At 37.2% G+C, this 26,250-nt stretch carries 30 protein-coding genes, 2 pseudogenes and 1 riboswitch; of the genes and pseudogenes, 11 read left to right on the forward strand and 21 right to left on the reverse strand.

Annotation, left to right across the window (positions count from 1 at the left end; genetic code table 11):
* Positions 1-138 precede the first annotated feature (138 nt).
* Positions 139-255: pseudogene (locus AC3B5S_RS03880) on the forward strand (type II toxin-antitoxin system mRNA interferase toxin, RelE/StbE family); the annotation flags it as partial.
* A 92-nt stretch (positions 256-347) separates the two neighbouring features.
* On the opposite strand, the gene AC3B5S_RS03885 reads toward AC3B5S_RS03880, so the two are convergent.
* The 3 genes from AC3B5S_RS03885 to AC3B5S_RS03895 all read right to left on the reverse strand — a co-directional run bounded on the left by AC3B5S_RS03885 (position 348) and on the right by AC3B5S_RS03895 (position 2,168).
* Positions 348-704: a hypothetical protein gene (locus AC3B5S_RS03885; protein WP_489769294.1), complete on the reverse strand. Its 357-nt coding sequence runs from the start codon at positions 702-704 to the stop codon at positions 348-350.
* Positions 705-725: 21 nt separating this feature from the next.
* Positions 726-1,487: a CPBP family intramembrane glutamic endopeptidase gene (locus AC3B5S_RS03890; RefSeq protein WP_489769295.1), complete on the reverse strand. Its 762-nt coding sequence runs from the start codon at positions 1,485-1,487 to the stop codon at positions 726-728.
* 144 nt (positions 1,488-1,631) lie between these two features.
* Positions 1,632-2,168 carry a hypothetical protein gene (locus tag AC3B5S_RS03895; protein WP_489769296.1) on the reverse strand — a complete coding sequence of 179 codons (537 nt, stop codon included), beginning with the start codon at positions 2,166-2,168 and terminating at the stop codon, positions 1,632-1,634.
* Between the two features lie 194 nt (positions 2,169-2,362).
* Between AC3B5S_RS03895 and AC3B5S_RS03900 the strand changes: the two genes are divergently transcribed.
* The 3 genes from AC3B5S_RS03900 to AC3B5S_RS03910 all read left to right on the forward strand — a co-directional run bounded on the left by AC3B5S_RS03900 (position 2,363) and on the right by AC3B5S_RS03910 (position 3,980).
* Complete coding sequence (locus tag AC3B5S_RS03900) at positions 2,363-2,992, forward strand: helix-turn-helix domain-containing protein (protein ID WP_489769297.1); 630 nt, start codon at positions 2,363-2,365, stop codon at positions 2,990-2,992.
* Between the two features lie 169 nt (positions 2,993-3,161).
* Positions 3,162-3,308: a hypothetical protein gene (locus AC3B5S_RS03905; RefSeq protein WP_489769298.1), complete on the forward strand. Its 147-nt coding sequence runs from the start codon at positions 3,162-3,164 to the stop codon at positions 3,306-3,308.
* Positions 3,309-3,641: 333 nt separating this feature from the next.
* On the forward strand, positions 3,642-3,980 hold the full coding sequence (locus AC3B5S_RS03910; protein WP_489769299.1) for a hypothetical protein: 339 nt from the start codon (positions 3,642-3,644) through the stop codon (positions 3,978-3,980).
* Positions 3,981-4,069: 89 nt separating this feature from the next.
* Here AC3B5S_RS03910 and AC3B5S_RS03915 read toward each other — a convergent pair whose 3' ends face one another.
* The 3 genes from AC3B5S_RS03915 to AC3B5S_RS03925 form a co-directional block, all read right to left on the reverse strand.
* Entirely contained in the window at positions 4,070-4,258 is a 189-nt protein-coding gene (locus AC3B5S_RS03915; protein WP_489769300.1) for a hypothetical protein, read from the reverse strand.
* Between the two features lie 89 nt (positions 4,259-4,347).
* Positions 4,348-4,527, reverse strand: coding sequence for a ComC/BlpC family leader-containing pheromone/bacteriocin (locus AC3B5S_RS03920; protein ID WP_489769301.1), 180 nt, complete (start codon positions 4,525-4,527; stop codon positions 4,348-4,350).
* A 40-nt stretch (positions 4,528-4,567) separates the two neighbouring features.
* Positions 4,568-4,750, reverse strand: a complete 183-nt coding sequence (locus tag AC3B5S_RS03925; protein ID WP_489769302.1) for a hypothetical protein — start codon at positions 4,748-4,750, stop codon at positions 4,568-4,570.
* 434 nt (positions 4,751-5,184) lie between these two features.
* Here AC3B5S_RS03925 and AC3B5S_RS03930 point away from each other — a divergent pair, with 434 nt between their 5' ends.
* Positions 5,185-5,853, forward strand: coding sequence for a helix-turn-helix domain-containing protein (locus AC3B5S_RS03930; RefSeq protein ID WP_489774686.1), 669 nt, complete (start codon positions 5,185-5,187; stop codon positions 5,851-5,853).
* A 160-nt stretch (positions 5,854-6,013) separates the two neighbouring features.
* On the opposite strand, the pseudogene tnpA reads toward AC3B5S_RS03930, so the two are convergent.
* The 3 genes and pseudogenes from tnpA to AC3B5S_RS03945 all read right to left on the reverse strand — a co-directional run.
* A pseudogene (gene tnpA, locus AC3B5S_RS03935) lies at positions 6,014-6,220 on the reverse strand (IS200/IS605 family transposase); the annotation flags it as partial.
* 172 nt (positions 6,221-6,392) lie between these two features.
* Positions 6,393-6,521 (reverse strand): bacteriocin, encoded by a 129-nt coding sequence (locus tag AC3B5S_RS03940; protein ID WP_489774685.1) that lies wholly within the window; start codon positions 6,519-6,521, stop codon positions 6,393-6,395.
* Between the two features lie 92 nt (positions 6,522-6,613).
* Positions 6,614-7,285, reverse strand: a complete 672-nt coding sequence (locus AC3B5S_RS03945) for a ribonuclease H family protein (RefSeq protein WP_489774993.1) — start codon at positions 7,283-7,285, stop codon at positions 6,614-6,616.
* A gap of 82 nt (positions 7,286-7,367) precedes the next feature.
* On the opposite strand from AC3B5S_RS03945, the gene AC3B5S_RS03950 reads away from it, so the two are divergent.
* The 3 genes from AC3B5S_RS03950 to cls are packed head-to-tail and all read left to right on the forward strand — an operon-like array spanning position 7,368 to position 10,083.
* Positions 7,368-8,204, forward strand: coding sequence for an alpha/beta hydrolase (locus tag AC3B5S_RS03950; protein ID WP_489774684.1), 837 nt, complete (start codon positions 7,368-7,370; stop codon positions 8,202-8,204).
* Position 8,205: 1 nt separating this feature from the next.
* Positions 8,206-8,601: a hypothetical protein gene (locus AC3B5S_RS03955; protein WP_489769306.1), complete on the forward strand. Its 396-nt coding sequence runs from the start codon at positions 8,206-8,208 to the stop codon at positions 8,599-8,601.
* A 21-nt stretch (positions 8,602-8,622) separates the two neighbouring features.
* Positions 8,623-10,083: a cardiolipin synthase gene (cls, locus tag AC3B5S_RS03960; RefSeq protein ID WP_489769307.1), complete on the forward strand. Its 1,461-nt coding sequence runs from the start codon at positions 8,623-8,625 to the stop codon at positions 10,081-10,083.
* A gap of 88 nt (positions 10,084-10,171) precedes the next feature.
* Here cls and AC3B5S_RS03965 read toward each other — a convergent pair whose 3' ends face one another.
* A complete protein-coding gene (locus tag AC3B5S_RS03965) occupies positions 10,172-10,645 on the reverse strand; it encodes a hypothetical protein (protein WP_489756984.1) in 474 nt (157 codons plus the stop codon).
* A 246-nt stretch (positions 10,646-10,891) separates the two neighbouring features.
* On the opposite strand from AC3B5S_RS03965, the gene AC3B5S_RS03970 reads away from it, so the two are divergent.
* Complete coding sequence (locus AC3B5S_RS03970) at positions 10,892-11,728, forward strand: aldo/keto reductase (protein ID WP_489756983.1); 837 nt, start codon at positions 10,892-10,894, stop codon at positions 11,726-11,728.
* Between the two features lie 83 nt (positions 11,729-11,811).
* Here the strand turns inward: AC3B5S_RS03970 and AC3B5S_RS03975 are convergent, their stop codons facing one another.
* The gene (locus tag AC3B5S_RS03975; protein ID WP_489756982.1) at positions 11,812-13,197 is read right to left on the reverse strand and encodes an MFS transporter; all 1,386 of its coding nucleotides are present in this window, start codon (positions 13,195-13,197) and stop codon (positions 11,812-11,814) included.
* A gap of 254 nt (positions 13,198-13,451) precedes the next feature.
* Between AC3B5S_RS03975 and AC3B5S_RS03980 the strand changes: the two genes are divergently transcribed.
* Positions 13,452-15,017, forward strand: a complete 1,566-nt coding sequence (locus AC3B5S_RS03980) for an Nramp family divalent metal transporter (RefSeq protein WP_489756981.1) — start codon at positions 13,452-13,454, stop codon at positions 15,015-15,017.
* A gap of 84 nt (positions 15,018-15,101) precedes the next feature.
* Here the strand turns inward: AC3B5S_RS03980 and AC3B5S_RS03985 are convergent, their stop codons facing one another.
* The 5 genes from AC3B5S_RS03985 to AC3B5S_RS04005 form a co-directional block, all read right to left on the reverse strand.
* Positions 15,102-15,797: a MurR/RpiR family transcriptional regulator gene (locus tag AC3B5S_RS03985; protein ID WP_489756980.1), complete on the reverse strand. Its 696-nt coding sequence runs from the start codon at positions 15,795-15,797 to the stop codon at positions 15,102-15,104.
* A 102-nt stretch (positions 15,798-15,899) separates the two neighbouring features.
* The gene (locus tag AC3B5S_RS03990) at positions 15,900-16,220 is read right to left on the reverse strand and encodes a PTS lactose/cellobiose transporter subunit IIA (protein WP_489756979.1); all 321 of its coding nucleotides are present in this window, start codon (positions 16,218-16,220) and stop codon (positions 15,900-15,902) included.
* A 14-nt stretch (positions 16,221-16,234) separates the two neighbouring features.
* The gene (locus AC3B5S_RS03995; RefSeq protein WP_489756978.1) at positions 16,235-16,546 is read right to left on the reverse strand and encodes a PTS sugar transporter subunit IIB; all 312 of its coding nucleotides are present in this window, start codon (positions 16,544-16,546) and stop codon (positions 16,235-16,237) included.
* Positions 16,547-16,594: 48 nt separating this feature from the next.
* A complete protein-coding gene (gene celB / locus AC3B5S_RS04000; protein WP_489790097.1) occupies positions 16,595-17,893 on the reverse strand; it encodes a PTS cellobiose transporter subunit IIC in 1,299 nt (432 codons plus the stop codon).
* A gap of 16 nt (positions 17,894-17,909) precedes the next feature.
* Positions 17,910-19,355 carry a 6-phospho-beta-glucosidase gene (locus tag AC3B5S_RS04005; protein ID WP_489790098.1) on the reverse strand — a complete coding sequence of 482 codons (1,446 nt, stop codon included), beginning with the start codon at positions 19,353-19,355 and terminating at the stop codon, positions 17,910-17,912.
* A 246-nt stretch (positions 19,356-19,601) separates the two neighbouring features.
* Here AC3B5S_RS04005 and AC3B5S_RS04010 point away from each other — a divergent pair, with 246 nt between their 5' ends.
* On the forward strand, positions 19,602-20,708 hold the full coding sequence (locus AC3B5S_RS04010) for a DUF871 domain-containing protein (protein WP_489790099.1): 1,107 nt from the start codon (positions 19,602-19,604) through the stop codon (positions 20,706-20,708).
* A gap of 118 nt (positions 20,709-20,826) precedes the next feature.
* Here AC3B5S_RS04010 and lplA (AC3B5S_RS04015) read toward each other — a convergent pair whose 3' ends face one another.
* From lplA (AC3B5S_RS04015) to AC3B5S_RS04035, 5 genes are all read right to left on the reverse strand, one after another.
* Positions 20,827-21,840: a lipoate--protein ligase gene (gene lplA / locus AC3B5S_RS04015; RefSeq protein WP_489790100.1), complete on the reverse strand. Its 1,014-nt coding sequence runs from the start codon at positions 21,838-21,840 to the stop codon at positions 20,827-20,829.
* 27 nt (positions 21,841-21,867) lie between these two features.
* Positions 21,868-22,881, reverse strand: a complete 1,014-nt coding sequence (gene lplA, locus AC3B5S_RS04020) for a lipoate--protein ligase (protein ID WP_489790101.1) — start codon at positions 22,879-22,881, stop codon at positions 21,868-21,870.
* A gap of 72 nt (positions 22,882-22,953) precedes the next feature.
* On the reverse strand, positions 22,954-23,526 hold the full coding sequence (gene thiT / locus AC3B5S_RS04025; protein WP_489769314.1) for an energy-coupled thiamine transporter ThiT: 573 nt from the start codon (positions 23,524-23,526) through the stop codon (positions 22,954-22,956).
* Positions 23,527-23,566: 40 nt separating this feature from the next.
* Positions 23,567-23,666: riboswitch (TPP riboswitch) on the reverse strand.
* Positions 23,667-23,791: 125 nt separating this feature from the next.
* A complete protein-coding gene (locus AC3B5S_RS04030; protein ID WP_489756971.1) occupies positions 23,792-24,529 on the reverse strand; it encodes a DUF4811 domain-containing protein in 738 nt (245 codons plus the stop codon).
* 2 nt (positions 24,530-24,531) lie between these two features.
* The gene (locus AC3B5S_RS04035; protein WP_489774992.1) at positions 24,532-25,989 is read right to left on the reverse strand and encodes an MDR family MFS transporter; all 1,458 of its coding nucleotides are present in this window, start codon (positions 25,987-25,989) and stop codon (positions 24,532-24,534) included.
* Positions 25,990-26,250: the final 261 nt, after the last annotated feature.

Below are 26,250 nucleotides of genomic sequence, written 5' to 3' on the forward strand. Positions count from 1 at the left end.
ACCATTTTTCTCAAAGTACAAGCTATCTGTGACAGACATTATTACCTAGGAAATATTAATGACAAATAACTTAAACAGTAAAATATTTTAAATCCATAATATAATTTTGAAAGACGCTTTAAAAGCTACTATAAAAACATCTTAAAAGTCGTTATAAAAAAGAAGATTTTGAAAAAGTATATAATTTGCCATTGAACTTGGGTGAATCGTAAACCGGAGCGTGATTTACATATTAAGCCAGATTGGTTATTGATGCTGGTTCACACGTAGAGCTTTTCAGATAATTAAATACATTCAAAATCCTGCCTAGCTAACAAGCTAAGTAGGATTTATCAATTGCAGTAAAATTACAAAATCAAAAATAAACTAATACTAAAAATAATGTATACGACCGTTTTGCCAATGTTTGTCCAATAAAATTTTGTTTTATTCTCAGCTTTAATTGAAGTGTGGGCAACTTTAGTTTTCCAAAATAAAGCTGTCCAAATTACGGCACCAATAATGTAGACACCAATTAGGACTACGAACAAAATATGATAATTGGTTATCGACAAATGGGCTACATTTCTCTGCAAAATTACATTGCCTAAACAAATTGCTAAAGTCCATAACATTAAATTAACGAAATCAGAATTTTTCTTAGAATGGATTGTTTGCTTCATCTCCATGCCAACGCCAGTAAAGGCACCATCTTTTTGAGCCATTTATTACTTCCTCCAAGTTTATTAATTGTTTATATTATGAGTTTTTAATTTTGATAATCGCCAAATTAAATAACAAATTGGCACAAAGAAAACAACAAAAGCTAGCGCCAATGGCCACCATGGATTGACTGGCTGAACGCCAGTAATGCTTGGAGCAAAATCCAATAAAAAATGTACAACAATAGGTAACGTAAATCCATGAAAGACAATACGCAAATATGCTAAGAACAATCCCATAATCAAAGCCATGAACATTTGTTGAACGGTAGAAATGAATGATTGTCCCTCAAGAAAATTCATTAAGTGTAATAGTGCAAAACAGACACTACTCCCAACGGACGCCCACAATAAGCGATAGCGACTATTTTGTTTCCATTGCCAAAACAGATCAAATAATAAGCCACGGTTTAATAACTCTTCAAATATGCCTGCCGCAGCAGCTATCAAAAAGATATTAAAAATTTGTAATGGCTTTTCTTGTAGCGCATTAACCACCCCTACAATTGTTCCGTTAAACAAAAAGTACAAGATCATATAAATTAAAGCTACAAAGTAATAGACCAATCTATGAGAGAACTTAGCTGTCACCAATACCTTAACAGGTTCAACCTGTGATAAACGTCTAATACCAACAATTGCTAAGCTTAAAACAGCTGCCAAGATGAACTTAATCACACCTAAGCGAAAATTGTTATCGTTACCGTATTGAGCCAATAACGCATCTACTCCAAAATAAACAATTATAATACCAATTGCCAACTGTACTTGTTTACTTAACTTCATTCAAGTCACACTTTAAATTTAATTTTCATCACATATGGTTGTTGGACGCTGAAATAAGCAAAACAACTAACACAATATCCAACATTATTGCACCCAACGACTTACTAAATCGCTTCACTAAGATTAGTGAAAAAGTTCAAATTTTTATTCAGGTAAATATGGTTGTAAACCAGTCAACTTTTGCCGGAAATTTTGTTGATCATAAACATAGTCAATTGATAAATCAATCGTAATAGTTTGCGAATTTTTTAAAGTTAACGTTAAATTAATTGGATTCTTAGCAGCCAGCATTCCTGGCAAGAAAGCCCCGTAAGCAGTGGAAACTGGCAGTGGCAAATTAACATCAGTAAATTTATCATGGCGCCCTTGAATTTGATAAGATGACACCTCATCAATTGCAACACTTTGTGGTTTTTTAAAAGGCAATAAAACTAAGGAAATCCGCTCACCAAAACTAGCTGTAGGATAATAATAAATTCTCTGCTCATCAACTTGTAAATAACCATCTAACGTGGCAACTTTCCGCGTATAATTTAAAATCATCAAAATAAAAACTACTACAAATACTGCGACACCTAAACCCACGTTCCAAACCGATCCAACAAACAAGCCAAACACTGCACCTATTAACAAACTCATTATTAATGGACGATATAACGGTTTACGACCAAAAGTTAACATAATTTAACTCCCCCTGTAAAATAGCATTTTATTATACGCTTACATTTAAAGACTTTTTCTTCAATTTAACAAGCTTCATTTCTCAGACACTACTTATTTGGGGCAATATTTCCCTGGAAATATTTGGCTCAGCTGAAAAATTCGTAATATAATTAAAACATTGTTTATTAAGTCAAAACTTAGGGGTACAAACAATGAATATTGGCGAAAAAATCAAATTTTACCGTCAACAACAAGGATTAACTCAAGCGCAACTGGGACAAAAAATTATGGTTTCTCGCAAAACTATTTCTGGCTGGGAGAACAACCATAGTATTCCCGACATTAACATTCTTATCAATTTATGCGATATCTTTCAGACGAGCTTAGATGATTTAATTCGTAACGATCCCCAAGTATTAGATCATTATGAACAGCAAGAAAAGAAACTATCACGTTTCAAGCATTTAAAACTATACATTTATTGGCTACTGCCAATATTATTAGGACTAAACTATTTTAAATTTTTTGGAACGATTCCTCAGGTACGCTTTGTTTTTACAACAATGGTCGTGATTTTGATATTTTATCTTTATCTTTTTGATGATTGGCAAAGATTCCAACAACACCGCCTACTGTTCCGTCTCATGATCTCTAGTATATTGGCATTCATTTTCAACCTTTTAATTTTGTTATTTAACCAACATATTATTAATACTTTTTCAACTAACCACGTCTTCGATTTGGGCCTGTGCATTGGTATTTTACTAATGACTCTTATCAATACTTGTTACTTAATTATGATTTTTAATTTGTATCCTACAAAATATTACTCAAAATCGTAGACAAGTTTAAAAAACAAACATTTGCTGACTGCCATTTGTGAACGTTAATCATTGAAAAATAGACGTTAAAAACAAGCCGACCTTTTCTAAAAAATATTTATTAAAATAAAAGTTGTAAGTTACAACGACTTACGTCAATAAAAATAGTTGATGGAAAGGAGTACAACCAATGAATAACTTTCAGATTATTGATAATATTAAACTGCAAAGTGTTACTGGTGGTGGTAAAGCTGATTATAACTTTGGTTACGGCATTGGCCACGGTCTACACAAGGGATGTAATAGCGTTAGTTCTTGGCTTCATAAACATTTATAAAAATACAAGATGAATAGTATTGATTTAACCAATACTATAATACAAGTATTTAATAAAAGGGAAGCATCTTTTCGCTTTTTAGTTTAGTAAAATAACAAACTACACAAAATAACGAGGAGTCAATAAATATTGAAAAAAGTTTTAATTTTTATAGCTGCTCAAATTCCATCACTGGCAGAGACTTTTTGGAATAATGAAAATAAATATCACGCGTGGTGCCAGTTAAAAAATAGTTGAAATAAAAAGCCTGACTAGGCTACACTTTAAGTTACCTCTAACAAGAAAGTGATAGCCATGTCAGACCTACTTAAGTGTAACCAAGAATCTCTTAGCTTGCAATCTTTAATTCAAACTTGGATTAACATTTTAACGCCACTCTATCAAGAATTTGTCCCTATTACTATTCAAAACCTCCGCAATGTGCATTTGGCTAAATTATCAGACGTCCAATTATTAGCTTTAATGGTGTCTGCAAGTACAATTGGTATCTCTAATCAACGTAGTTTTTATCGTTTATTAAGCTTGTTAAATTTGTTTGATTTACCAGAAAGATCAAGATTTAATAGTCTCACCCAAAGATGTGATGATTTATTTCAATACATTAGAACTGGTATCGTTAATCAGAAAATTAAACCAAAATATACGATTATGAAATCAAATATTCGATATTAAGCGCAACCATGACCGTTATTTAGCGTAATTCGTTATAACAATGTTTATTTGTAGATAATTTGGAAAAAATAATTAGCACAACGCGTATTTTATTTTTCAAATATAAAATATATTAGTCCCAAAAATGTTGCCAGTAAAAGTAAAGCATCTATAATAAAAGCAAAAATATTAGTATCCAAAAATTGCTTTATATGCTCCAGACAAAAATAATTTATTACAGATAAAATAACTATTATTAATCTTTTATTACAATGGCTTTTTATTAATTTTTTAATCATAATGAACTCCATTTCTACAAATACAAAACGAGCCAAAGAAATTGATATTTCTTCAGCTCATTAAAATCACTTACAAAAGCAGCTTTTTGTTATCCCCATTTAATTCCTTGTTCATAATGTTGAGCGTAGTAAACATTGTTATTACATGCAACATGTGACCAATAACCAACTCCATACCAAAATTTTGATTCCCAATTTCCTCCATTGATATTATTCAATGCTTCAGTATCAATTTTATCAAAATTATTAACTTTAAAGTTTTGGGTCATTTTACTATTCCTCCATAATTAATTAAAATTACATTATAAATTATCTTTTATGACCAGCATGCTTCCAACCAGAATAAATATTGCCAACGTGGCTTATAGCTGAACTTGCTATATTACTACCGACAAATCCCAATATTCCGCCCCATGCACCGCCACCATTAATATTAGTCATATCAGCTTCAGACAAATTATTAAAGGCACTATTTTTATTAAAGTCAACCATATAAATTTCTCCCTTAACTATAAATTTAATGATATAAATATCCGTAAATTGATTAACTAGTATTTAATTTTCGGACATCTTTATATTATTTTAAAATAGTTATACTCTCAAGCTGCTTAATTAAGACATTCAAAGTTTTCCATTAAAAATATACTATCTTAGTCCTAACAGTATTATCAATGCTGTATATCTTTAATCAACGTAGTTTTTATATCCTATTAATCTTTAACAACTTATTTACTTCCTGCTAATCAAATATATTCTAATTAGAAATTCAACTTATAATTAAAGACTCCCGGTATCTTTAAAAATAAGACATAAAACTACCTATAATTTTAAACAACAGAATATTTATACTGAAACTTAATAACCATTGTCATATAATGTAAATATGTAAGCGAATTAATATAATTAAACCAGGAGTATACATAAAGATGACAATCGGTGAGAAAATCAAATTAAATCGGCAAAAGCTGAACTTAACCCAAGAACAACTGGGACAAAAAATAATGGTTTCGAGGAAAACTGTTTCTGGTTGGGAAAATAATCGCAGTATTCCGGACATTAATACTTTAATTGATCTAAGTAATTTGTTTGATCTTTCCTTAGATTATTTAATTAAAGATGATGCCGTGATTTTAGATCACTATGAAAAACAAGAGAAAACTGCTAACCATAACCACTATATGGAAAGCTTTTTATATGTATTGTTGATTCCGTTATTATGTTTAAACTACTTACATTTATTTGGTCAGTTACAGCAGATTAAGTTTGTACCTTTGTTAACATTAATCGTCTTAATTATGTATTTATGTTTCTTCACTGATTGGCAAAGATTCCAAACAAAAAAGAAACTAGTTTGGTTACTAATTTCTTTTGCTGGATCTTTAATAGTTAACATTGCTCTTTTGATTAATAACCCTTACATCACAAACATATTATCAAGCGATTCCAATGCAACGCAAACTCTAGGAACATCCATTAGTATGCTAATAATAATTATTATAAACACATTTTTATTAGCAACACTTCTAACCCTATATCCACTTTGGATTAAAAATAAATCCGATTATTTGTCAAAAAAATACAATAGTGCTAGTTAAATTTAAATACTAGTTAATTATCCACTAGCTGAGCTGGTGGCTTTTTTATTTAGCCCTAAAAGGGCTCTCACCCGACGCAAAAAGTCCCTTTAAAGCCCCAGTCAACACACTACCAACTGCTACTACTCGTGATTTTTATTTGTTCTTACTTTTTAAGTAGTATTTTCACTAACATGTGAATATAATCTGGCGTCGCATGTGCTTCAATAATTTCCAATTCTTTTAATTCACACAAACGCCTTAAGATTAAGACAAATGTCTGGCCGTAATTCTCCATAGATTACTTTTCGACGATATTTAGGTTAAAAATAATGTGATACTTACAATTCCATCTTGTATGTGCTAGGCTATTAATATCTTGTTTCAAGATTAGAAAAACTCCCTTTCGATAACAGTATTGGTTGGTAGCCAAAAACTATTATATCGAAAGGGAGTTTTTAACGCTAAAGCTATTTCTGACCCCCACAAGGGTTTATTTTCAACTTATATAAATTAAAAACGCCAATAAAAAATTCATCAGCGTTAATTATTAAATAGTATTAATTAGTAAAAGATTTAAATAATGGCTTAAATCCTACCCATAAATCATGCCACATATTTTTCTTTCCCCCAATAACACTATTTAATTCATTATTACTTAAATTTTTAAACTCATTTACATTTTTCATTTAATTTTCCTCCTTACATCCTTTAACATAACGTGAACTTGACCCTGGTTTCAAGCTGAATATCTAAGACATCAACAATTTTTACTTCTAGCTTACATCTGATCCATTGTCCGATTTAACAGCTCGTCAACAAAGACATTACCGGCATTATCCGCGTGTCCTTTTGTCCATACAAATTTAATTTGAGGAAACTGAGGTAATAAGGCGGCAATTTGCTGCCACAACTCGACATTTAAGACCGTTTCGCCGGATGCTTTTTTCCAGCCACGGCGTTGCCACCCCGCTAACCACTTTTGATTAATAGCATTTAAAACATATTTAGAATCCATCACAACTGCAATTTTTAACCTATTGAATTGTAAATCCACTAAGCGCTGCAAGCCCATTTGCAGCGCGGTTAGTTCCATTTGATTATTGGTTGCCCCTAAACAACCCTGAGTGCCAGAAAATTCTTTTCCTGCACTTTGAATTAAGTACGCCCACGCGGCTTTATCGCTAGCTTTGACATGACCACCTAAGACATTGCCCGTATTACGCGTGCCACCATCAGTATACATTGTCACTTGCGCCGTCCAGTTTGGCGCTTTTTTAGTAGCAGTGGCCGTGGCCGTCTGCGCAACCATAAATGTTTGGGCTTGTTTTAAAGTAGGAAAACTTTTGAAAATTGCCCCTTTGAAACCTTGAACTTGTTTTTGGCAATCGGGCCAATTGTGATAAATTCCCGGCTTTCGACCCTTTTTAACTGCATAATATTTTGGCATAATTTCTCCTTGAACCTAGAATTACTAGTTTAGAACCTGTATCATATTTAATAGTTAACTTTAGCTAGTAAGAGGCACTTTCTCCATGAAACTTTGGCATTCTTCCAAGCATCAGACCGCAACTATTCCCATCTGTAAATTAGACGAACGAGTTTCCGTTGATTCGAGCACTGAACAAATCCCCACTTTTTATCTTCATGGCTTTCGTGGTGGTAATTATACCACGGAAAAAATGGTCGGTTCGGCGCAAAAAATGACTGGTTCACCCGTTTTTTTGCGTGCCACGGTGGATTGGCAGAGTAAGATCCATTATTCTGGTTACTGGTCCACCGCCAAATATCCAATTGTCCAATTAATTTTTAAAGATCGCTGGATCCCGTCTAGCACGATGGAACGTTGGTTTAATCAAATCTTAAGCGACTTATACCAACGTTATCACTTTCAACAGTATAATGCCATTGGACATTCGCTGGGTTCCGTGGCCTTAGTTTCCTATCTAATTAAAACTTACAATCGTCCCTTACCCAATATCAATCGCTTGGCACTGATTGCCGGTCCGTTTGACGGTTTAGTCGCGTTTGGTGATTTACCTAATATTAACCCTTTAGCAGTTTCCGGCAAACCCGCTTTTATGACGCCCAAATACTTATGGATGTATTTGAATCGTTTTAAGTTTCCTAAAACAGCACGGGTTTTAAATATTTATGGTAACATCAATGACGCGTCCAACACAGACAAGTATGTGTCCGTGAGTTCTGCGCGCTCCATTAAATACCTTTTACAAAATCACGTCCAGGAGTTTCAAGAATACAGTGCCTTAGGCGTGAGTGGCGAACATTCGCAAATGCATGATGACGAAGACGTGCTCAACAAGATTAATAATTTTATTTATCCCGAATTTACTACAACTAAGGAGGATTAATTTGCCACAAGTTAATAACTTACACCCCATAATCACCGCCCATTATCAACTGGATTTTCTCAGTTACTTATCTGGTCAAGAACTACAAAAATTTTTGGCCGTGGACTTACCCGAGTCCGCACACATCATTAATCACGCTATGCAACAGACGATGGCTAATCAAGCCGTCATCTGGGGCGTTACAGCCAAACAATCAGCCACCATTTTAGGACTGATCACGTTAAGTCATTTTGCAACCACGCCACTAACTTTAGATTTAAACTTTAAGCAAGCTGTGCCTGAAGAAATTTTGACACGCTTAAAACAGTTAATTCACGTGCAATTTTCCAACCAGGCGGTCCAAGTCACGCCGTCATCCAAGAATGCGACACAAGTTCAACAATTTTTTAATCATTAAACCTTTTTGAGGAGTAGGTTCATGCGTATCTTTTTTTTAATTTTGAGTTTAATTTTATTACTTAACACGATTGCCGCCATTATTACCGTGTTTCACCGGCGGCGTAGTATTCCCACCACTTTAGCGTGGTTGATTGTCTTAATTTTATTACCTGTCATTGGCTTTTTAATTTTTGCTTTCTTTGGCCGCGGGATTGCCCAAGAAAACCTCTTTGCCATTAGTAATGCCGAACATATTGGGCTTGATCGATTGAAGCAGATGGTCAACCAGAGTAGCGAGCAAAAGCGCCCGTTAACCCCCAGCGATACGACTTTACTTGCCCAACGTCAAATCGATTACTTTAATCATAATGATGATGTTCCTGTGACAATCCATAATGATCCCCAGATTTTTACCGATGGTCACGCCAAATTCGCCGCGTTAGAACAGGATTTGCGTAATGCCCAAGAAACCATTCATTTAGAATACTATTCTTTTTTTAATGATGAGTTAGGGCGCCAAGTCTTAGATATTCTGACTCAAAAAGCTCAAGCTGGCGTTGAAGTACGCGTGATTTACGATCGCTGGGGGTCTCCCGGGGCCAACAAAAAGTTCTTTCAACCACTAGTTGCCGCTGGGGGGCAAGTCATGCCCTTTATCACTTCACAAAATGCCATCGCTAAGTACCGTTTAAACTACCATTTGCACCGCAAAATCGTCGTCATTGATGGGCGCATTGGTTGGACGGGCGGATTTAATATTGGCAATCAATATCTTGGCCTCAAACCCAAGTTTGGTTATTGGCGCGATACTCATGTGCGTATTTACGGTTATGCCGCGTTATCTTTACAAGAACGCTTTGTTTTAGACTGGAACGCTTCCGTCGATCGCCACCACGAAAAGATTTTATTTCAGGAAAAATATTTTCCCACGCAAATCAAACAGCCCCAGCACATTACCCCGATTCAAATCGTTTCTGATGGTCCTGACAGTAATTTTGACACGCTTAAGGGTGGGTTCATGAGTTTAGTCATGAGTGCCAAAGAAAGTATTTTAATCCAAACGCCTTACTTAATTCCGGATGAACCAATGATTGACGCCCTCTTAGTGGCCGCACGCTCCGGTATTAAAATTAAAATCATCATCCCCGACAAACCAGATCATCCCTTTATTTTTCGGGCTACACAATTTTATGCCAATTTATTAAGCGAGCACAATATTGAAGTTTATAATTATAATAATGGTTTTATGCATGCCAAAACGGCTGTTTTTGACAATCAAGTCAGCGCTATTGGTTCAATGAACCAAGACTACCGCAGCTATAGCCTCAACTTTGAAGCAGATGCCTTCTTTTACGATACTCAGGTCAGCCAACAGCTAACGGAGATCTTTCAAGAAGATTTAAAACACAGCACCTTGTTGACCCCCGAAATCATTCAGCAACAGTCTTACTGGCTTCGCTTTAAACAACTTTTCTCACGCTTACTGTCACCAATCTTATAAATAATTATGTACTAAAAAACCTTGTTTTCCAGAAAATCATCTAGAAACAAGGTTTTTTTATTATATTTAATTTTTGTCCGCAAACTACCTACATGTGAGCAATTTCGACTTCGATATTCTGTGGTAAAACTGCTTTTAACTCTTGCTGTAATTGGGCGACCGACTGTTTAAACGTCATTTGAATATTTTGCCGATTAGCCACGGTAAAAATCGAAATTACTTGCACGGGGGCATTAGGCAATTCTACCGGAATCAGTGTTACATGAGTCAATTTTTGATAACTCAGTGAATTAGAAAAAAAGCCGCTGGTCACTAAGCGCTTTTGCGCCATACCGCCAGTACCTTGCATTAAGGTCACTGTTAAAAAGGCAGCCACCATTACCACGTACCACCACGAATCTTCCGGCATAGATAGAACCCAGACTCCAAAAATCACCGCAATAATTAAACTGGAAATTTTATATTTAGCATGTACCACAATCTGAGATTGCCAATACAAATTATTCAGTAGCATCGCTACAAAAAAGATATCAATTAAGATTAGTAGCCAATCGTTTAGCATAATGTCCCCCAATTAGTTAATTTGTGAAAGCAAATAAGCTGGAACTACAAAAATTTTTCGTCAATTTACACGAACATTTTTTCTGATGGTACTCCATTTGTCCCAATCTCAATGAATTGCTTCTAAACTTAAATATGATAACATTTAAGTGAGAACTCGCAAACCAAAAGTTCGCAAAAATCTGGCTTTTTGTACCAGATCATTAACATGTAACAACAGTGGTTTTAATATTAAAGGAGGTTCCTTATGAAAATTCCTACCCGCACCACTTATGATGGCTTAATTTTACCACAGATTGGCTTTGGAACTTACAAATTAAATGGCGCAACAGGCGTCAATGCCATTACCAGTGCCTTAAATGCCGGCTATCGGCTCTTAGATACAGCTTTTAATTACGAAAATGAAGGCGCTGTCGGTCAAGCCATTAAGCAAAGCGGCTTGCAACGCTCGCAAATTATTGTTTCTTCTAAATTACCCGGACGACACCATCGCTACCAAGAAGCACTTCAAACAATTCAAGAATCGCTTTATCGTGCCGGTTTAGACTACTATGACCTGTACTTAATTCATTGGCCTAATCCTAAAGAAGACCTCTATGTCGAAGCTTGGCAAGCCTTAATTACAGCTCAGCAAATGGGTTTAATCAAAACAATTGGCGTGTCTAACTTTTTACCAGAGCATATTGACCGTTTAATTGCCGAAACTAACGTCAAACCAGCAGTTAATCAAATTGAATTGCATCCTTATTTCTCTGAAGCCACATTACGGCACTACGATGATCAACATCAAATCATCACTTGGGCTTGGAGTCCGATCGGCCGTGCTAGTTCTATGTTATCCGACCCCATTATTCAAGGTATTGCGCAAGATTTAGGAAAAAGTGTCGCGCAAGTGATTTTACGCTGGGAAATTCAACTCGGCGTCTTGCCGATTCCAAAAGCTACACATTTTAGTCGGCAGCAGGAAAATTTGCAGGTCTTTGATTTTGAATTAACTCCTGCACAAATGCAGACAATTACTAATTTAGACCGACCTGATGGGCGACTCAAGAATCAGGATCCCGCTGAATATGAAGAATTTTAATAATTAAAATTAAAAAAGGTCCAAAGTTACTGTCAAATTATCGCAATGTTTGACCAGTAATTTTGGACTTTTTTGCTGTCTGACTACCGGCCGTGCTGATTTTTAATCAAACACGCTATCCCTAATCCGAATAAACTAATTGCGAAAAATACCCCAAAGACCAAATGAAATTGTCGTTGTTGCCGCAGAACTAACGTCGCACCATTGGCGGGTAACGCCAATAAAAGTGTGGCTAACGTGACGCCAAAAGAGCCTAAGATTTGTCGTGCGGTGGTAATAACCGCCGTACCATGCGCAATATATTTTTGAGGCAACACATCGGCTCCCAAGGTCACCGCTGGCATCATTACAAAGGCATTGCCACCTTCAATCAGCGCTGCCAAAATCATTAACCAACCTAAATTTAACCGTTGCTGCAACACAAATAATAGTAACCAACCGCCAGTAATCATACTCATTCCTAATAGTAACGTCACTTTAAAGCCCCAATGATCCGCTAATTTTCCGGTTAAGGGGTTCAAGAGACTTAACAAAACCGCTCCTGGAACTAACGCCATTCCAGAAGTAAAGGCCGTTAAATGCAAGATGTTTTGGTAATACAACGGAAAAATAATCGTTACCACGATTAAGGCAATATAAGAAATCCCCGTTAATAATACTGCCCAATCAAAATTAATTTGTTTCAAGACCCGCAATTCTAGCATGGGGTGCAAGCTAGTCAATTGTCGCCAAATAAAAACTGCTAAGCCCAGACTACTCAAAATTAAAATCACACTTAAACTAAAGGTCCACTGCTTACTTTGCCCCCACTTAGTTAAAACATATAAAAAGCCAATAAAATTCACGGTTGAAAGAGCAGAGATGAAATCCAGTTTTGTCGGTTGTAAAACTAAGGGGCTCGTGATCGTAACTAAAGAAAGACCTAAGACCACTGTAATAATGAAGGCAAAACAAATGAAGACCGCTTGCCAAGTAAAAAAGCGTAACACAATCCCCGAAATAATCGGTCCAATGGCTAATGCCGATCCCATAACTAAGCCCGCGGTCCCCATCACGCTGCCACGCCGCTTGGTTGGTGTAATTTTCAAGAGCACCGTTTGATAGGCAGGGAATAAAACACCCACAGCCATCGCTTCCAGAATGCGTCCGAATAGCATTAAACCAAACGTTGGCGCCCAGATAATGATCATGGTGCCCACATCAAAAATGGCTAATAAGCTCATAAATAACTTTTTAAAAGCCACATTAGCCAACAACCACGGACTCACTGGAATCATCACCGTCATCACCAACATAAAACCGGTAGTCAACCATTGAATAGTGGTTGCCGGTACCGCAAAATAATGCATTAAAGTCGGATACGCTGTTGACAAGGAAGACTGACTGATGGACATCGTAAAAGTTCCTGCTAATAACGTGGCCACAAACCACCAATGCGCACTTTTGGATAAATGGATTGAATCAGCCATTGACATCGCTTCTTTCAAACAAACAAATTAAAACAGTTTTATTAGTTAAACGCCCGCAAATCCTTGATAATTAAGGCAACTACTCGCCACAAAATTATTGTTAGTTACTAACCTCGACTTATTTTCCCCTCATTATTAAACCCTTTTCAGAAAATAGCAAAGAAAATGTTTTTTAAGTTCACCTAATTTAAGGTTTAATTTTGGCGAAAGTAGGAGTATCATTGTTTTTTGGAAAAACATGAGGAGGAATTCTTTTGGTTGAAAATACAAAGAAAAAACACCATTTAATTGAATATGCCAATGGTCCTTCCTTGGAGGAAATCAACAGTACCGTTGAAGTTCCCCATGGCAAAGGCTTTTGGCGCACATTATTTGCCTATTCTGGTCCTGGAGCCTTAGTTGCTGTCGGTTATATGGATCCCGGTAATTGGTCCACATCTATTACTGGTGGTCAGAATTTCCAATATTTATTAATGTCCATCATCTTAATTTCAAGTTTAATTGCCATGCTTTTACAATACATGGCCGCTAAACTTGGCATTGTGACGCAAATGGACTTAGCGCAAGCAATTCGCGCTCGGACAAGTAAATCGCTTGGTGTCATTCTCTGGATTTTAACGGAGTTAGCGATTATGGCGACGGATATTGCGGAAGTTATTGGGGCCGCGATTGCTTTATATCTCCTGTTTAATATTCCGTTAGTCATCGCCGTTTTCATTACCGTCCTGGATGTTTTAGTCTTGCTGTTATTGACTAAAATTGGTTTTCGAAAAATTGAAGCGATTGTTGTGGCCTTAATTTTAGTAATCTTGGTCATCTTCGTTTATCAAGTAGCTTTATCTGATCCCAATTGGGGTGGCGTTTTGAAGGGATTAGTTCCTTCAGCTCAAGCCTTTTCTTCACATCCTGTTGTTAATGGCATGAGTCCGTTACAAGGTGCTTTAGGAATTATTGGGGCGACAGTTATGCCACATAATTTGTATTTGCATTCTTCAATTTCGCAAACACGGAAAATTGATCACAACAATCCCGACGAAGTCGCTGATGCTGTGAAATTCTCTGCTTGGGATTCTAACATTCAATTAACCTTTGCCTTCTTTGTTAATGCGTTGTTATTAATTACTGGTGTCGCAGTCTTCAAGACTGGCGCTGTCAAAGATCCATCATTCTTTGGTTTATATCAAGCTTTATCCGATACTTCCAAATTAAGTAACGGCATTTTAATCTCCATTGCCAAAACAGGCGTTTTATCTACCTTATTCGCGGTCGCTTTGTTAGCTTCTGGTCAAAATTCGACCATCACTGGTACTTTAACTGGTCAGGTTATCATGGAAGGTTTCGTGCACATGAAGATGCCACTGTGGTTACGGCGTTTAGTAACCCGGGTTATTTCCGTGATTCCGGTCCTCTTCTGCGTCTTGATGACTAGTGGTCAAAGCCCCATTAAACAGCACGCTGCATTAAACGACTTAATGAATAATTCACAGGTCTTCTTAGCCTTTGCCTTACCATTCTCCATGCTACCGTTATTAATGTTTACCGATAGTAAGGTAGAAATGGGAACCCGGTTCAAAAACTCACTTTGGGTCAAAGTGTTAGGTTGGATTTCGGTTATTGGTTTAACTTTCTTGAACTTGAAAGGTTTACCAGATTCCATTGCCGGTTTCTACGGTGATAATCCAACAGCCGCGCAATTAACCCAAGCCAACGTGATTGCTTGGATCTTAATTGTCCTAGTTTTAGCTTTATTAGTTTGGACGATTGTGGAATTATACAGAGGCAATAAGCGCTTTGAAGAATCCCAATTAGCTAAACAATAAAAAAGTTAAGTATTTGAAATATGACTTTAATTAAAAGAAGTGTTCGCATTGATTGTGAACACTTCTTTTTTAGTTCCAACTGTTTTAACAATGAACAACTTGGGCCAAACGCTCTAACAAGTAAACTACTGGCACTTGACTAGTGAGATTCACCGATTGGCCAATAATACGACTATTAATATGGTAGGAAAAATTTAAATCCGCTAAAGTAGTTAAGGAATTATGGTCATCATTGGTAATACTAACCAAGGTTGCCTTTTGATCATGAAAACTCGTCGCCTGCTCCAGCATTTGCTCAGTTTCACCACTCACCGATAAAATCATCACCACATGATTATTCATAGCCGCATGTCCTAGTTGAATAGGATAAAAAGGATCAGCAATCACGTAAGCTTCACGCCCATTATTCACAAACTGCCGCGCCCCGTAACTAGCCAAATCACCGGAAGTCCCTACACCGAGAAAAACAAAAATCGTCGCCGGATCAAACAATGTTTTAAACTGCTGAATCTTTTGGTCATAGTTTTCAATATGGGAAAAATAATCGTGCGCTTGATAGGTAATATCATCCACTAAGCCTTGACCAGCTACTTCTTGCTGTAATTGCTGGCAAAATTCATAATAGTGCTGATAACCTAAACGATTAATTGTCCGTAAGACTGAGGCCGGCGCCACCCCTAGTTTAGCAGCCAAATGACGCAAACTGTAATCTTTGACTTGCTCCTTATGGACTTTAATGTATCGATAAATTCTTTTCTGCGTCGCTGTTAATTGTGCCAATGACTTGTTGAACAACTCCTTTTTTAAAAAAAGACGTAGTCATGACAAAAGTTAACCTCAGCTTTTGTCTCAACCACGTCTTAATTAATTATTGCATCATTCTTATTTAGCAGCTAATTGCTTATATAAATCAACAATTTCTCCTGCTAAATCGCGAAAAGTGATCGCATTCATGATATGATCTTGACCATGAACCATCAATAGCGTCACTTGCTCATGTTCACCACTAGCTTCTTTAGTTAACATGCCCGTTTGCGCGTTATGGGCTTCTGCTAAAAATTTATCCGCTTCTTTCAGCTTGGCTTCCGCAGTAGCAAAATCATTCACCTTAGCGGCTTTAATGGCTTCAAAAGCAGCACCCTTGGCATTGCCACCATTCATGATGAGACCCATAACTGTTTGTAAATTTTCTTCTTCGTTCATTAATTAAATATCCTTTATTCCTGAATTAAACTTAAAGCTTCATCTAAAACTTTCGGTCCGTTCATCATACCGTAGTCTTGCATATTGATGACTTCGACTGGAATGGAAACCCGCTTCTTAAAATCATCTAACATGTAGCTAACTTGCGGTCCCAACATCAAAACATCTGGGTTTTCGGTTTCCATTTTGGAATCTGCATCTGCAGCAGCGGTTGCAAAGATATTAGCTTCAACGCCCTTTTCTTCAGCAGCTTTTTGCATCTTGCTAACTAATAAACTCGTGGACATGCCGGCGGCACATACTAACATAATCGTCTTTTTACTCATAATTAAATTCTCCTTTAATCTTTTACTTACTTATATTAAACCACTAATCTAGGCATTTTGCGCTGCTTTTTCTTCTTTTACTTTTTGATTATCCATGCTCTTAAAGAAGAAGAAGTAAATCAAAGTATCTAAGACAATATTGACAATTTGTAAGACTGCTCCTGAAATATGACCAGTAGCTAAATAACCTGACATAATCGGTGGTGTGGTCCAAGGTACCATGACACCCATCGTTTTAGCAACCCAACCCCATTTCATAGTTAAATAGGTCACGGTAACATTCGTTAACGGTGCTGCAATAAACGGAATGACCATCTTATAGTTCATGACAATTGGTAAACCAAAGATAATCGGTTCGTTAACATTAAAGATCGCAGGTCCAACGACTAATTCACCCAAGGTCTTATACTCTTTACTCTTGGACATAAAGGCAATCATCAACGCTAAACCAATCGTGGCGCCAGAACCACCCATGTGAACAAAGTTATCAAAAAATTGTTGTGTAACAATATTTGGTAAAGCATGGCCAGCTTTTAAAGCAGCCGAATTTTGGGCCATCGCAGCTAACCAAATAGGTTGCATCACGCCAGCCACCGTATTGGAACCGTGAATCCCAAAGATCCACAAAATGCAGACTAAACCTTCTGCAACTAGTGCTCCCGGTAAAGTATTACTCAAATGACTCAACGGATCCTGTAAGAAGAAGGTAATCACATTAGGAATACTCTTCATTGGCGTAGCTTCAATTCCCAAGCGAATGACCCACACAACTAGTAACGAAATCGCGCCCGGAATCAATGACGAGAATGAATTACTAATGGCCGGTGGCACACTCGCGGGCATCTTAATCGTCCAGTTCTTATGAACAATCCAGACATATAAATCAGTAATAAATAAACCGACTAAAATCGCAATAAATAAACCTGAGGAATCCAGTTCTTTTAACGGTACCCACAAATTACCAGCTTTATCCGTTTTTAGTGGAATGGTTAAAATATAGGCTCCAATAGCAACGATCATCGCTGAAAAAGCATCAACTTTATAGCTGCGTGCTAAGTTATACGAAATCCCGGCGACAGCGATTAACCCCATAATATGAAACGATGCATTAGTGATATACTGGGCCACATTCGCCCAATTTGGCCCAAAAGTATGCGCCATAAAAGCTAAATAACCTTTAATCGGAAATTGCGCAATAATCATGAAGATTGAACCAATGATAATCATTGGAATCGCAGCTGCCATCCCATCACGTAAAGCTACCATATGACGTGCTGACGATATTCTTTGGAAAAATGGAATCAGTTTAGTCGTTAAAAAACTATTTTTAGACTTTTCTTCAGCCATTTTAACTGCCCCCTTTTTAAGCTAAATCTTCGCCGTTAGATGCAATGACTTTTTGATACCAAGCAAAGGAATCTTTTTTCGAGCGTTCCAAAGTGCCGTGACCTTCATCATCTTTATCCACATAGATAAAGCCATAACGCTTAGACATTTGTCCTGTCCCCGCAGAAACCAAGTCAATGCACCCCCATGGTGTATAACCCATTAAATCAATCCCATCTTCTTCGACGGCTAACTTCATTTGTTCAATATGTGCGCGCAAATAATCAATCCGGTATTGATCATGGACTGAACCATCAGCTTCTTTTTGATCAACTGCGCCAAAACCATTTTCTACAATAAATTGCGGTTTATTGTACCGATCTGCTAACCAATTCATGGCGTAACGCAAACCCTCAGGGTCAATTTGCCAGCCCCACTCAGAGGACTTGACATACGGATTAGGAGTTCCATCTTGGTCTTCATCATAATGATAATTAACTGGTTCATGGTCTTTTGCCCGAACAGCCCGGGACATATAATAACTAAAGCCAATATAATCAACGGTGCCTTGTGCCAAAGTTGCTAAGTCTTCAGCGGTAATATCCATCTCCCAGCCTTGATTAGCTTGATAAGTCCGAAGCCAATGCGGATAACGACCATTAGATTGCACATCTTCAAACCAATACCGCGCTTCATTCGCCCGTTGGGCTTTTAACATATCCGCTGGTTTAGGACTTGCTGGATATAACGGCACCATCGCGATCATCGAACCAATTTGAAAGTCCGGATTAATTTGGTGTCCGATTTGGACCGCTTTCGCACTCGCCACCAATTCATAGTGTGCGGCTTGATACATGGTCTGTTCCATATTTTCACCCGGACGTTTTAACAGCCCGGAATTAGTCATCATCGAAAAATCATTTTTGTAATCGGTTTGATTATTGATCTCATTAAAAGTCATCCAATATTTAACTTTATTTTGGTAGCGCTTAAAGACAGTCTCAGCAAAATTCAAGAAGAAATCAATCACCTTACGGCTGCGCCATCCACCATATTCGGTAACTAGATGATATGGCATTTCAAAATGTGATAACGTAATGACCGGTTCAATGTTATACTTTAAGCATTCATCAAATAAGTCATCGTAAAACTTCAATCCTGCTTCATTAGGTTCTTTTTCATCGCCATTAGGAAAAATGCGCGTCCATGCAATTGACGTCCGAAAACATTTAAAACCCATTTCGGCAAACAATTTAATATCTTCCGGATAACGGTCGTAAAAATCAATGGCTTCGTGATTAGGATAGTACAGCCCGTCTTTAACACCATCGGTAATTTGCCGGGGAACACCATTAGCGCCAGCCGTCATAATATCGGCAACACTCACACCTTTATGACCTGCTTGCCAGCCACCTTCTAATTGATGCGCTGCTACAGCGCCTCCCCACAAAAAATCTGGTCGTAATTGTTTCTTGTTAGTCATCAAACAGCCTCCCAATTTATAAAAACGTTTTTATGTAACGCTTACAAGAAACATTTTACTATTTTGTTTCTAAAAATCAAGATTATGTGGTAAAAAATCAGAAACACGTTTCTCAAAGAAAAATATCTTTTTCCGTCATTCTTGCAAATTAGGCTCATTCAGTTAAACTAAAATTACAATTTAATTAATTAGTTAACACAATGCCCAAGAATTTGCTCGCTGATGAATTTGCTAAAGGAGTTTATTATGACAAAACGACAATTAGGACTATCGATTTATCCAGATCATAGCAATTTTGCAGAAGATAAAAAATACTTAGAATTGGGACACAAATACGGCTTTTCCCGAATTTTCATGAGTATGTTAGAAGTTACCGGTTCTCCGGAACAAACTAAAGCTAAATTTCAAAAAATTATTGACGTGGGTAACAAGCTCGGTTATCAAACCATTATTGACGTCGCTCCTAACATCTTTGATGAATTGAATATTTCTTACGATGATTTATCATTTTTTGCTGAATTACATGCAGCGGGCATCAGGTTGGATCAAGCTTTTGATGGAGCCACTGAAGCCATGCTGTCCTATAACCCTTACGGCTTAATTATTGAACTGAACCTCAGTAATAATGTTGATTACTTAAATAATATTTTAAGTTTTCAAGCCAATACGCCCTTTATCTATGGCTGTCACAATTTTTATCCGCAAATAGGAACTGGTTTACCCTATGATTATTTTATGGAGTGTAATCGACGCTTCAAAAAAGCTGGGATTCATACTGCCGCCTTTGTGGCAAGTCATGTGGGCGACCAAGGGCCGTGGAATGTCAACGATGGCTTACCAACTTTAGAAATGGATCGAAAATTACCTATTGCTGTGCAAGCCAAGCACTTATTTGCCTCCCAAATGATTGACGACGTGATTATCGGCAATGCTTACGCTAGTGAAAGTGAGTTGCAAGCCTTAGCCCAAACTGATCGCTATCAATTAGAATTTGACTTGGAGTTAAATGATACTGTTAATCCGGTTGAAGCAGACATCATGTTCAAGCCACAACATTTTCGGCGCGGTGATATTAATCAATTAGTCATTCGTTCCACTATGCCGCGCGTTACCTATCAAGCTGTAGCCAATCCACCGCATGATAATGACCAAGTTTTCCAACGTGGCGATGTTTTAATCGGCAATGATAACTTTGGTGTTTATAAAAATGAACTGCAAATTGCTTTAGAGCCTCATCAAGATTCACGTAAAAATAAAGTCGGACAATTAAAACCGGAAGAACTATTCTTGTTGGACTTCATCAAACCGTGGACAAAATTTAAATTAACGCATCGAACTGAATCCAAGAATTAAATTCTAAGCAGAAAAAACAGCTAGCCTTAGTCCAAACTATTGCTAGCTGTTTTTTAATTGTTAGAAACTGGAACCCAAAGAAGGCTGCGGGAATTGCAACGACTTTTGTTCTAATCTTTCATGGCTTTAACAAATCAACTAATTGCTGTGCCGTAAAATTGGTAAAATATTGATCCACATCAACCGAAGCTAAGGCCTGCGTTAAAGCTGATTCCGTATAGTCAATGCCAACTAAATATGCTGGTAATTCACTAACATCTTGTTGGCCAAAGAAATCTCCATAAAACTTAATTTGAGCAATTTTCCCATGGTCAATCAATAACCGCGCATCAATGGTCCCCGCATTAAAATGCTGACGCTTTTGAATGGTAAATTGTGGCGATTGTCCATAAACCCAATCCCAATTGGAATATAATTCTTGATTTAATTGGGCAATTCCCGCCTGATCTTGAGCATTCAAATGATACTCTTTATCCTTGATGTCTGCTAAGTCTCGTGCTTCAAACAGACTCAACAACAATGCATCGCGAAATTGTTCAATGGTTAAGTTTTGATATTCAGGTGCCAAGTAAGGTTTCAAGTTCGTCACGCGACTACGGATTGACTTAATACCCTTAGACGCAATTTTATCAGGTGCCACCTTGAGTGCTTGACTCAAAACATCTAAGTCCACATCATAAGTCAACGTCCCGTGCGAGAAAGTTTTGCCATTTTTAGTATACATGGCATTGCCGGAAAACTTTTTACCAGCAATTAATAAATCATTGCGCCCGGAAACTTCTACCCCCGTGGCTCCCATCCGCTGTAGAGCTGCTACAATCGGTTGGGTCATTTTTTGAAAATCGCCAAACCGCTCATCTTGCGCATTAATCACAAAACTAAAAGAGACGTTACCTAAGTCATCATACACGGCGCCACCACCCGAAAGCCGTCGGGTGACCGTAATTTGGTGTGCTTTCACGTAATCTAAGTTTAATTCTTCCAAAGTATTTTGATTGCGTCCCACAATAATACACGGTTTTTGAATATAGAACAAAACCAATGGTTCATCAAAGTCCTTATTGTTCATTAAATATTGTTCGGTTGCCAGATTTTCACGAATATCTTGTGCTGGCATGCAAAAATAATACACGGTCCTGCACTCCTTTGGAAAAGATTTTTAAGGTGTCACTAGCTTGATCAAATCAGCTGCTTTAATACCGGTAAAATACTGGTCTAAATCAATCGTTTGTAATTTTTGAGCAAGATGATCATAATCATAAGTCACACCTTGAAGTTGTTGTTCTAATTGTTCAACATCTTGTGTACCAAAGAAATCACCGTAAAACTTAGCTTGACTAATCTTGCCTTGCTCAATGACAAACCGTGCATCAATGGTCCCCATCTCAAAGTGTTGGCGATTCTTCACGGTAAACTCGGGTGATTTGCCGTACACCCAATCCCAATTAGCGTAAATGTCTGTTTTTAATTGCGCAATTGCTTGCTGGTCTTGGGCGGTAATTTGGTATTCATGATCTTTAATGTCCGCTAAATCATCAGCTTGAAAGAGACTTAATAACAAAATATCGCGAAATTGTTCCGTCGTTAAATTTTGATACTGTGCATCTAAATACGGCCGAATATTCGTTACCCGACTGCGCACCGACTTAATACCTTTAGAAGCAATCTTATCTTTTGGTACATGCAAGGCTTTTGTCAAGACGTCTAAATCGACATCATACGATAAAGTACCATGTGAGAAAGTTTTGCCATTCTTGGTATACATGGCATTGCCCGAAAACTTTTTACCGTCTATTAAAATATCATTGCGCCCGGAAACTTGTGCCCCAGTTGCCCCTAAGCGGTGTAAGGCGTCAACCAGCGGTTGGGTTATTTTTTTAAAGTCACCAAACTTTTCATCTTTTGCATCGACTACAAAACTAAAACAAAGATTACCTAAGTCTTGATATACTGCGCCGCCCCCCGAAAGTCGTCGAGTAACCGTGATTTGATGTTGACGGACATAGTCGTTATTCAATTCTTCAATTGTGTTTTGATTATGACCAACAATAATACAAGGACTTTCAATATAAAACAATACTAGTGGTTCATCAAAATCCTTATTATTCATTAAATACTGCTCAGTGGCTAGATTATCACGGATATCATGCGATTGCATTACTACATAGTACATTCAGAGCACCTCTCTTTATAAACGTTTTCAATAACATTATAAAGAAATTAAGCTCAAATGACTATCTTTAATTTATTTTATTTTTAAATTTAATAATTTAACTAAAATATTTTTTAAACAGCCAAAGACGATTAACGCAAAAACTAAACTGGCAACTGCACTACCACCATTAACTAATAACGACCATGTCCACGGATTAAATGCTTTGGGAGCATAAGAACCCCACACCAAGACGCCCGCCACAAAATGACAAAAGTATTTGATAAATAATGCAACACTACTGCTAACTAATACTGCTGGCAAAATCGATCGGTGTTGTTGAATTCGCTGCTCAATCACAGGCGCCCAAAGACCGGCTAAGCCTAAGACCCCAAAGGCCACAGGATATTCCAATATTCCTTGCCACACATTTAAAACCGAACCACTACTTAAGCCTCGTAAAATCAAATCCAATAATCCCCACACAATACCAGCGATAATGCCGGCTTTAACACCCCGGCGCCAAGAATATAAACACAAAGGAACGACTCCATACAAAATCTCAATTGAGGAAATTCCTAAACTGTGAGGAATATACGACAAAGCCATGGCTAGCGCCACGATGATTGCACCTTCAACCAACGTTTGTAACTTATTTTTTGACATCAAAAAACACTCCTTTTTAACTATCTCGCAAAAAAGAGTGTCTACCACTCATCACAATTCCTACGCTTGTACTAACAAACAGGTTCCAAGGGTCTGAACTTAATCACTCTCAGCTATTTAGAGCTCCCCTTTGCGATGATAATCTGATTTAATTAATTCGAGTGTAACCGAATTGATGTTAAAACACAAGAAAACATCCAAAAAAATAGACTTTTGAGAAATTTCTCAAAAGTCTATTTGGAACATTTAGTTGTTGTCACACAGTTTATTGACCAACTGCTTTTTTAATCAATTGCGTTTGAAATTCTTGCGCATATTGTTTACTCAAAGCTGCCATCTGGGCCTTATTAGTCATTAAACTAGGATCTTTCTTCGCTGCAGCAGCCAATTTTTGTTTAACATAAGCTTGAGCTTGTGTTTTAACTTGCGCTTGACCAGCTGGCGTTTTCATTTGGGCCATTTTCTTTTGTAATTGCTTAACTTGGTTCATTGATAAATGTAACCAATTCTTAGGCAAATAGAACGTATTAACCCGTTTAACTAATTTATTATCCATCCCAGAAACGCCAAACCAAATCTTATCCGCATTTGATTTATACTTCCAACGCGTAACCGTCTCTTTTAAAGAACCGTCTTGTTTAGTGGTGGACTTAATGTGGTTATTAGAAATTGTTTCTTCATTAACTTGTGAATGAACGGGCTTTTTCTGATCTGGATCAGTTTTATAAACTTGCACCGTTTCTTTTCCATTAGTACCCACAGTCTTATACAACATTAAGTTCAAGCCATTAGCTGATTTAGCTGGGTAAATCTGGGTAGTTTTACTTTCGGTCACTTGGTGCATACCGAAGTGATTATAATCATTCAAGACTAAAAAGACGAGTGACAATCCGAAAATAATTAAAGCAATAAGCGTAGCGAATGTCCGTAAAAGTGGTTTTCTTAAATAGACAAAACTCATAAAGGTAGCGACTGCACCGATAACTAAAGTTACTAAAATCATGCCTATTCACCCCCCTTTACTACTTTGTTCACATCAACATCTTTAGCCTGGTTCTTTTCTTTTAAGAAGAAGGCCAAAACCACACCAATTACAGCAAAGACTAAGGAGAACATAAAGGAAGCATGATAACCTGCTAAAGTCGCATTTAAGAAGTCATGTTTATATTGGAATGGTGCTGCATGCAATAAATGCTTACCTGGTTGTTGACCCTTAGTAACATTAGTCAATAACGTAATCATAATCGCTGAACCAATCGAAGACGCAATCTGACGTGCCGTGTTGTTAGCTGCCGTACCATCAGCAATTAAATCATCTGGTAAAGCATTCATTCCGGAAGTGGTAACTGGCATTAAGACCATAGAAATTCCTAATGTCCGTACTACCTGTAAAATAACAATGTAACTGGTTGGTGTGTCAGCAGTTAACCACACGAATGGCAACGTTGCTAACGTCAAAATAACCAAGCCAATAACCGCTAAACGCCGACCGCCAAATGCGTCAAAGGTCCGTCCTGTAATAGGACTCATGAAGGCCATGACTAACGCTGCTGGTAGTAAAATTAAACCAGACTTCAAAGCACTCATACCGTGCACAATTTGTAAATAAAGTGGTAAGACTGTAGAAACACCTAACATCGCAATTGTCACAATGGAGGACAAAATAGCTGCTAAAGTAAAGTCTGCTGTCTTAAAAACTCGTAATTCCAAGAACGGCTTAGGAATTACTAATTGCCGCCAAATAAAGAGAACGACACCAATTGCACCACCAATTAAGGTTGCTAAAACGTTAGCGGAAGTCCAGCCGTCATTCCCTGCGGCGGAGAAGCCATACAATAAGGCTCCAAAACCTGCCGTGGATAAGAAGACGGATAACCAATCCAATTTTTGTTTGTGGGTTTTTATAACTGGCTTCATGAAGATTAAAGCCAAAATAACTACGACCACCACAAATGGAATTAATAAACCAAATAAATCACGCCAATTCATGTTATCGACGATCCAACCAGATAGAGTTGGTCCAATCGCTGGCGCAAAGCCGACAACAATACCAACTAAGCCTAGCGCGGCTCCCCGCGATTCTGCCGGGAACAACGATAACATAATTGTCTGTAATAATGGCATGGTAATTCCCACACCAACTGCTTGGATTAACCGCGCAGCTAACAAAATGCCGAAACTAGGAGCAATAAAAGCTAAAACTGTCCCAAATAAGAAAATAACCATCGCTGAGATATATAACCATTTAGTATTAACAGTCGTTGCTAAATAAGCAGACAATGGAATCATAATTCCGTTCACCATCAAGAAGCCAGTCGTTAACCACTGAACCGTTGCTGTCGAAACATTAAATGTGGACATCAACTTTGGTAATGCTGTCGATAATAAAGTCTGATTTAACACAGTACAAAATGTTCCAACTAGTAGAACAATAATCAGCATTAATTTGCTGAACTTATTCATTGTGTTACTTTCTGCCAAGTAAAATCCTTCTTTCCAATAAAATTATTCATTAAACATGTAGAACCGATTTAAGAACTTCTTAAATCCCGATAGCAAAGCAATACTGTACAATATAAACTATCTCCTACTCTTTGTCAATTATTTGATATTCATGTTAACAAATTTACAAATTAACAGAAGAACTTTATAATAAGAAGACGTTTAGTTTTGCTACACAAATTTTCTTGATGCTCAGATTTTATTTTAGACAAGAACTAGGTG

It is taken from the genome of Bombilactobacillus sp. ESL1094, from assembly GCF_058107425.1.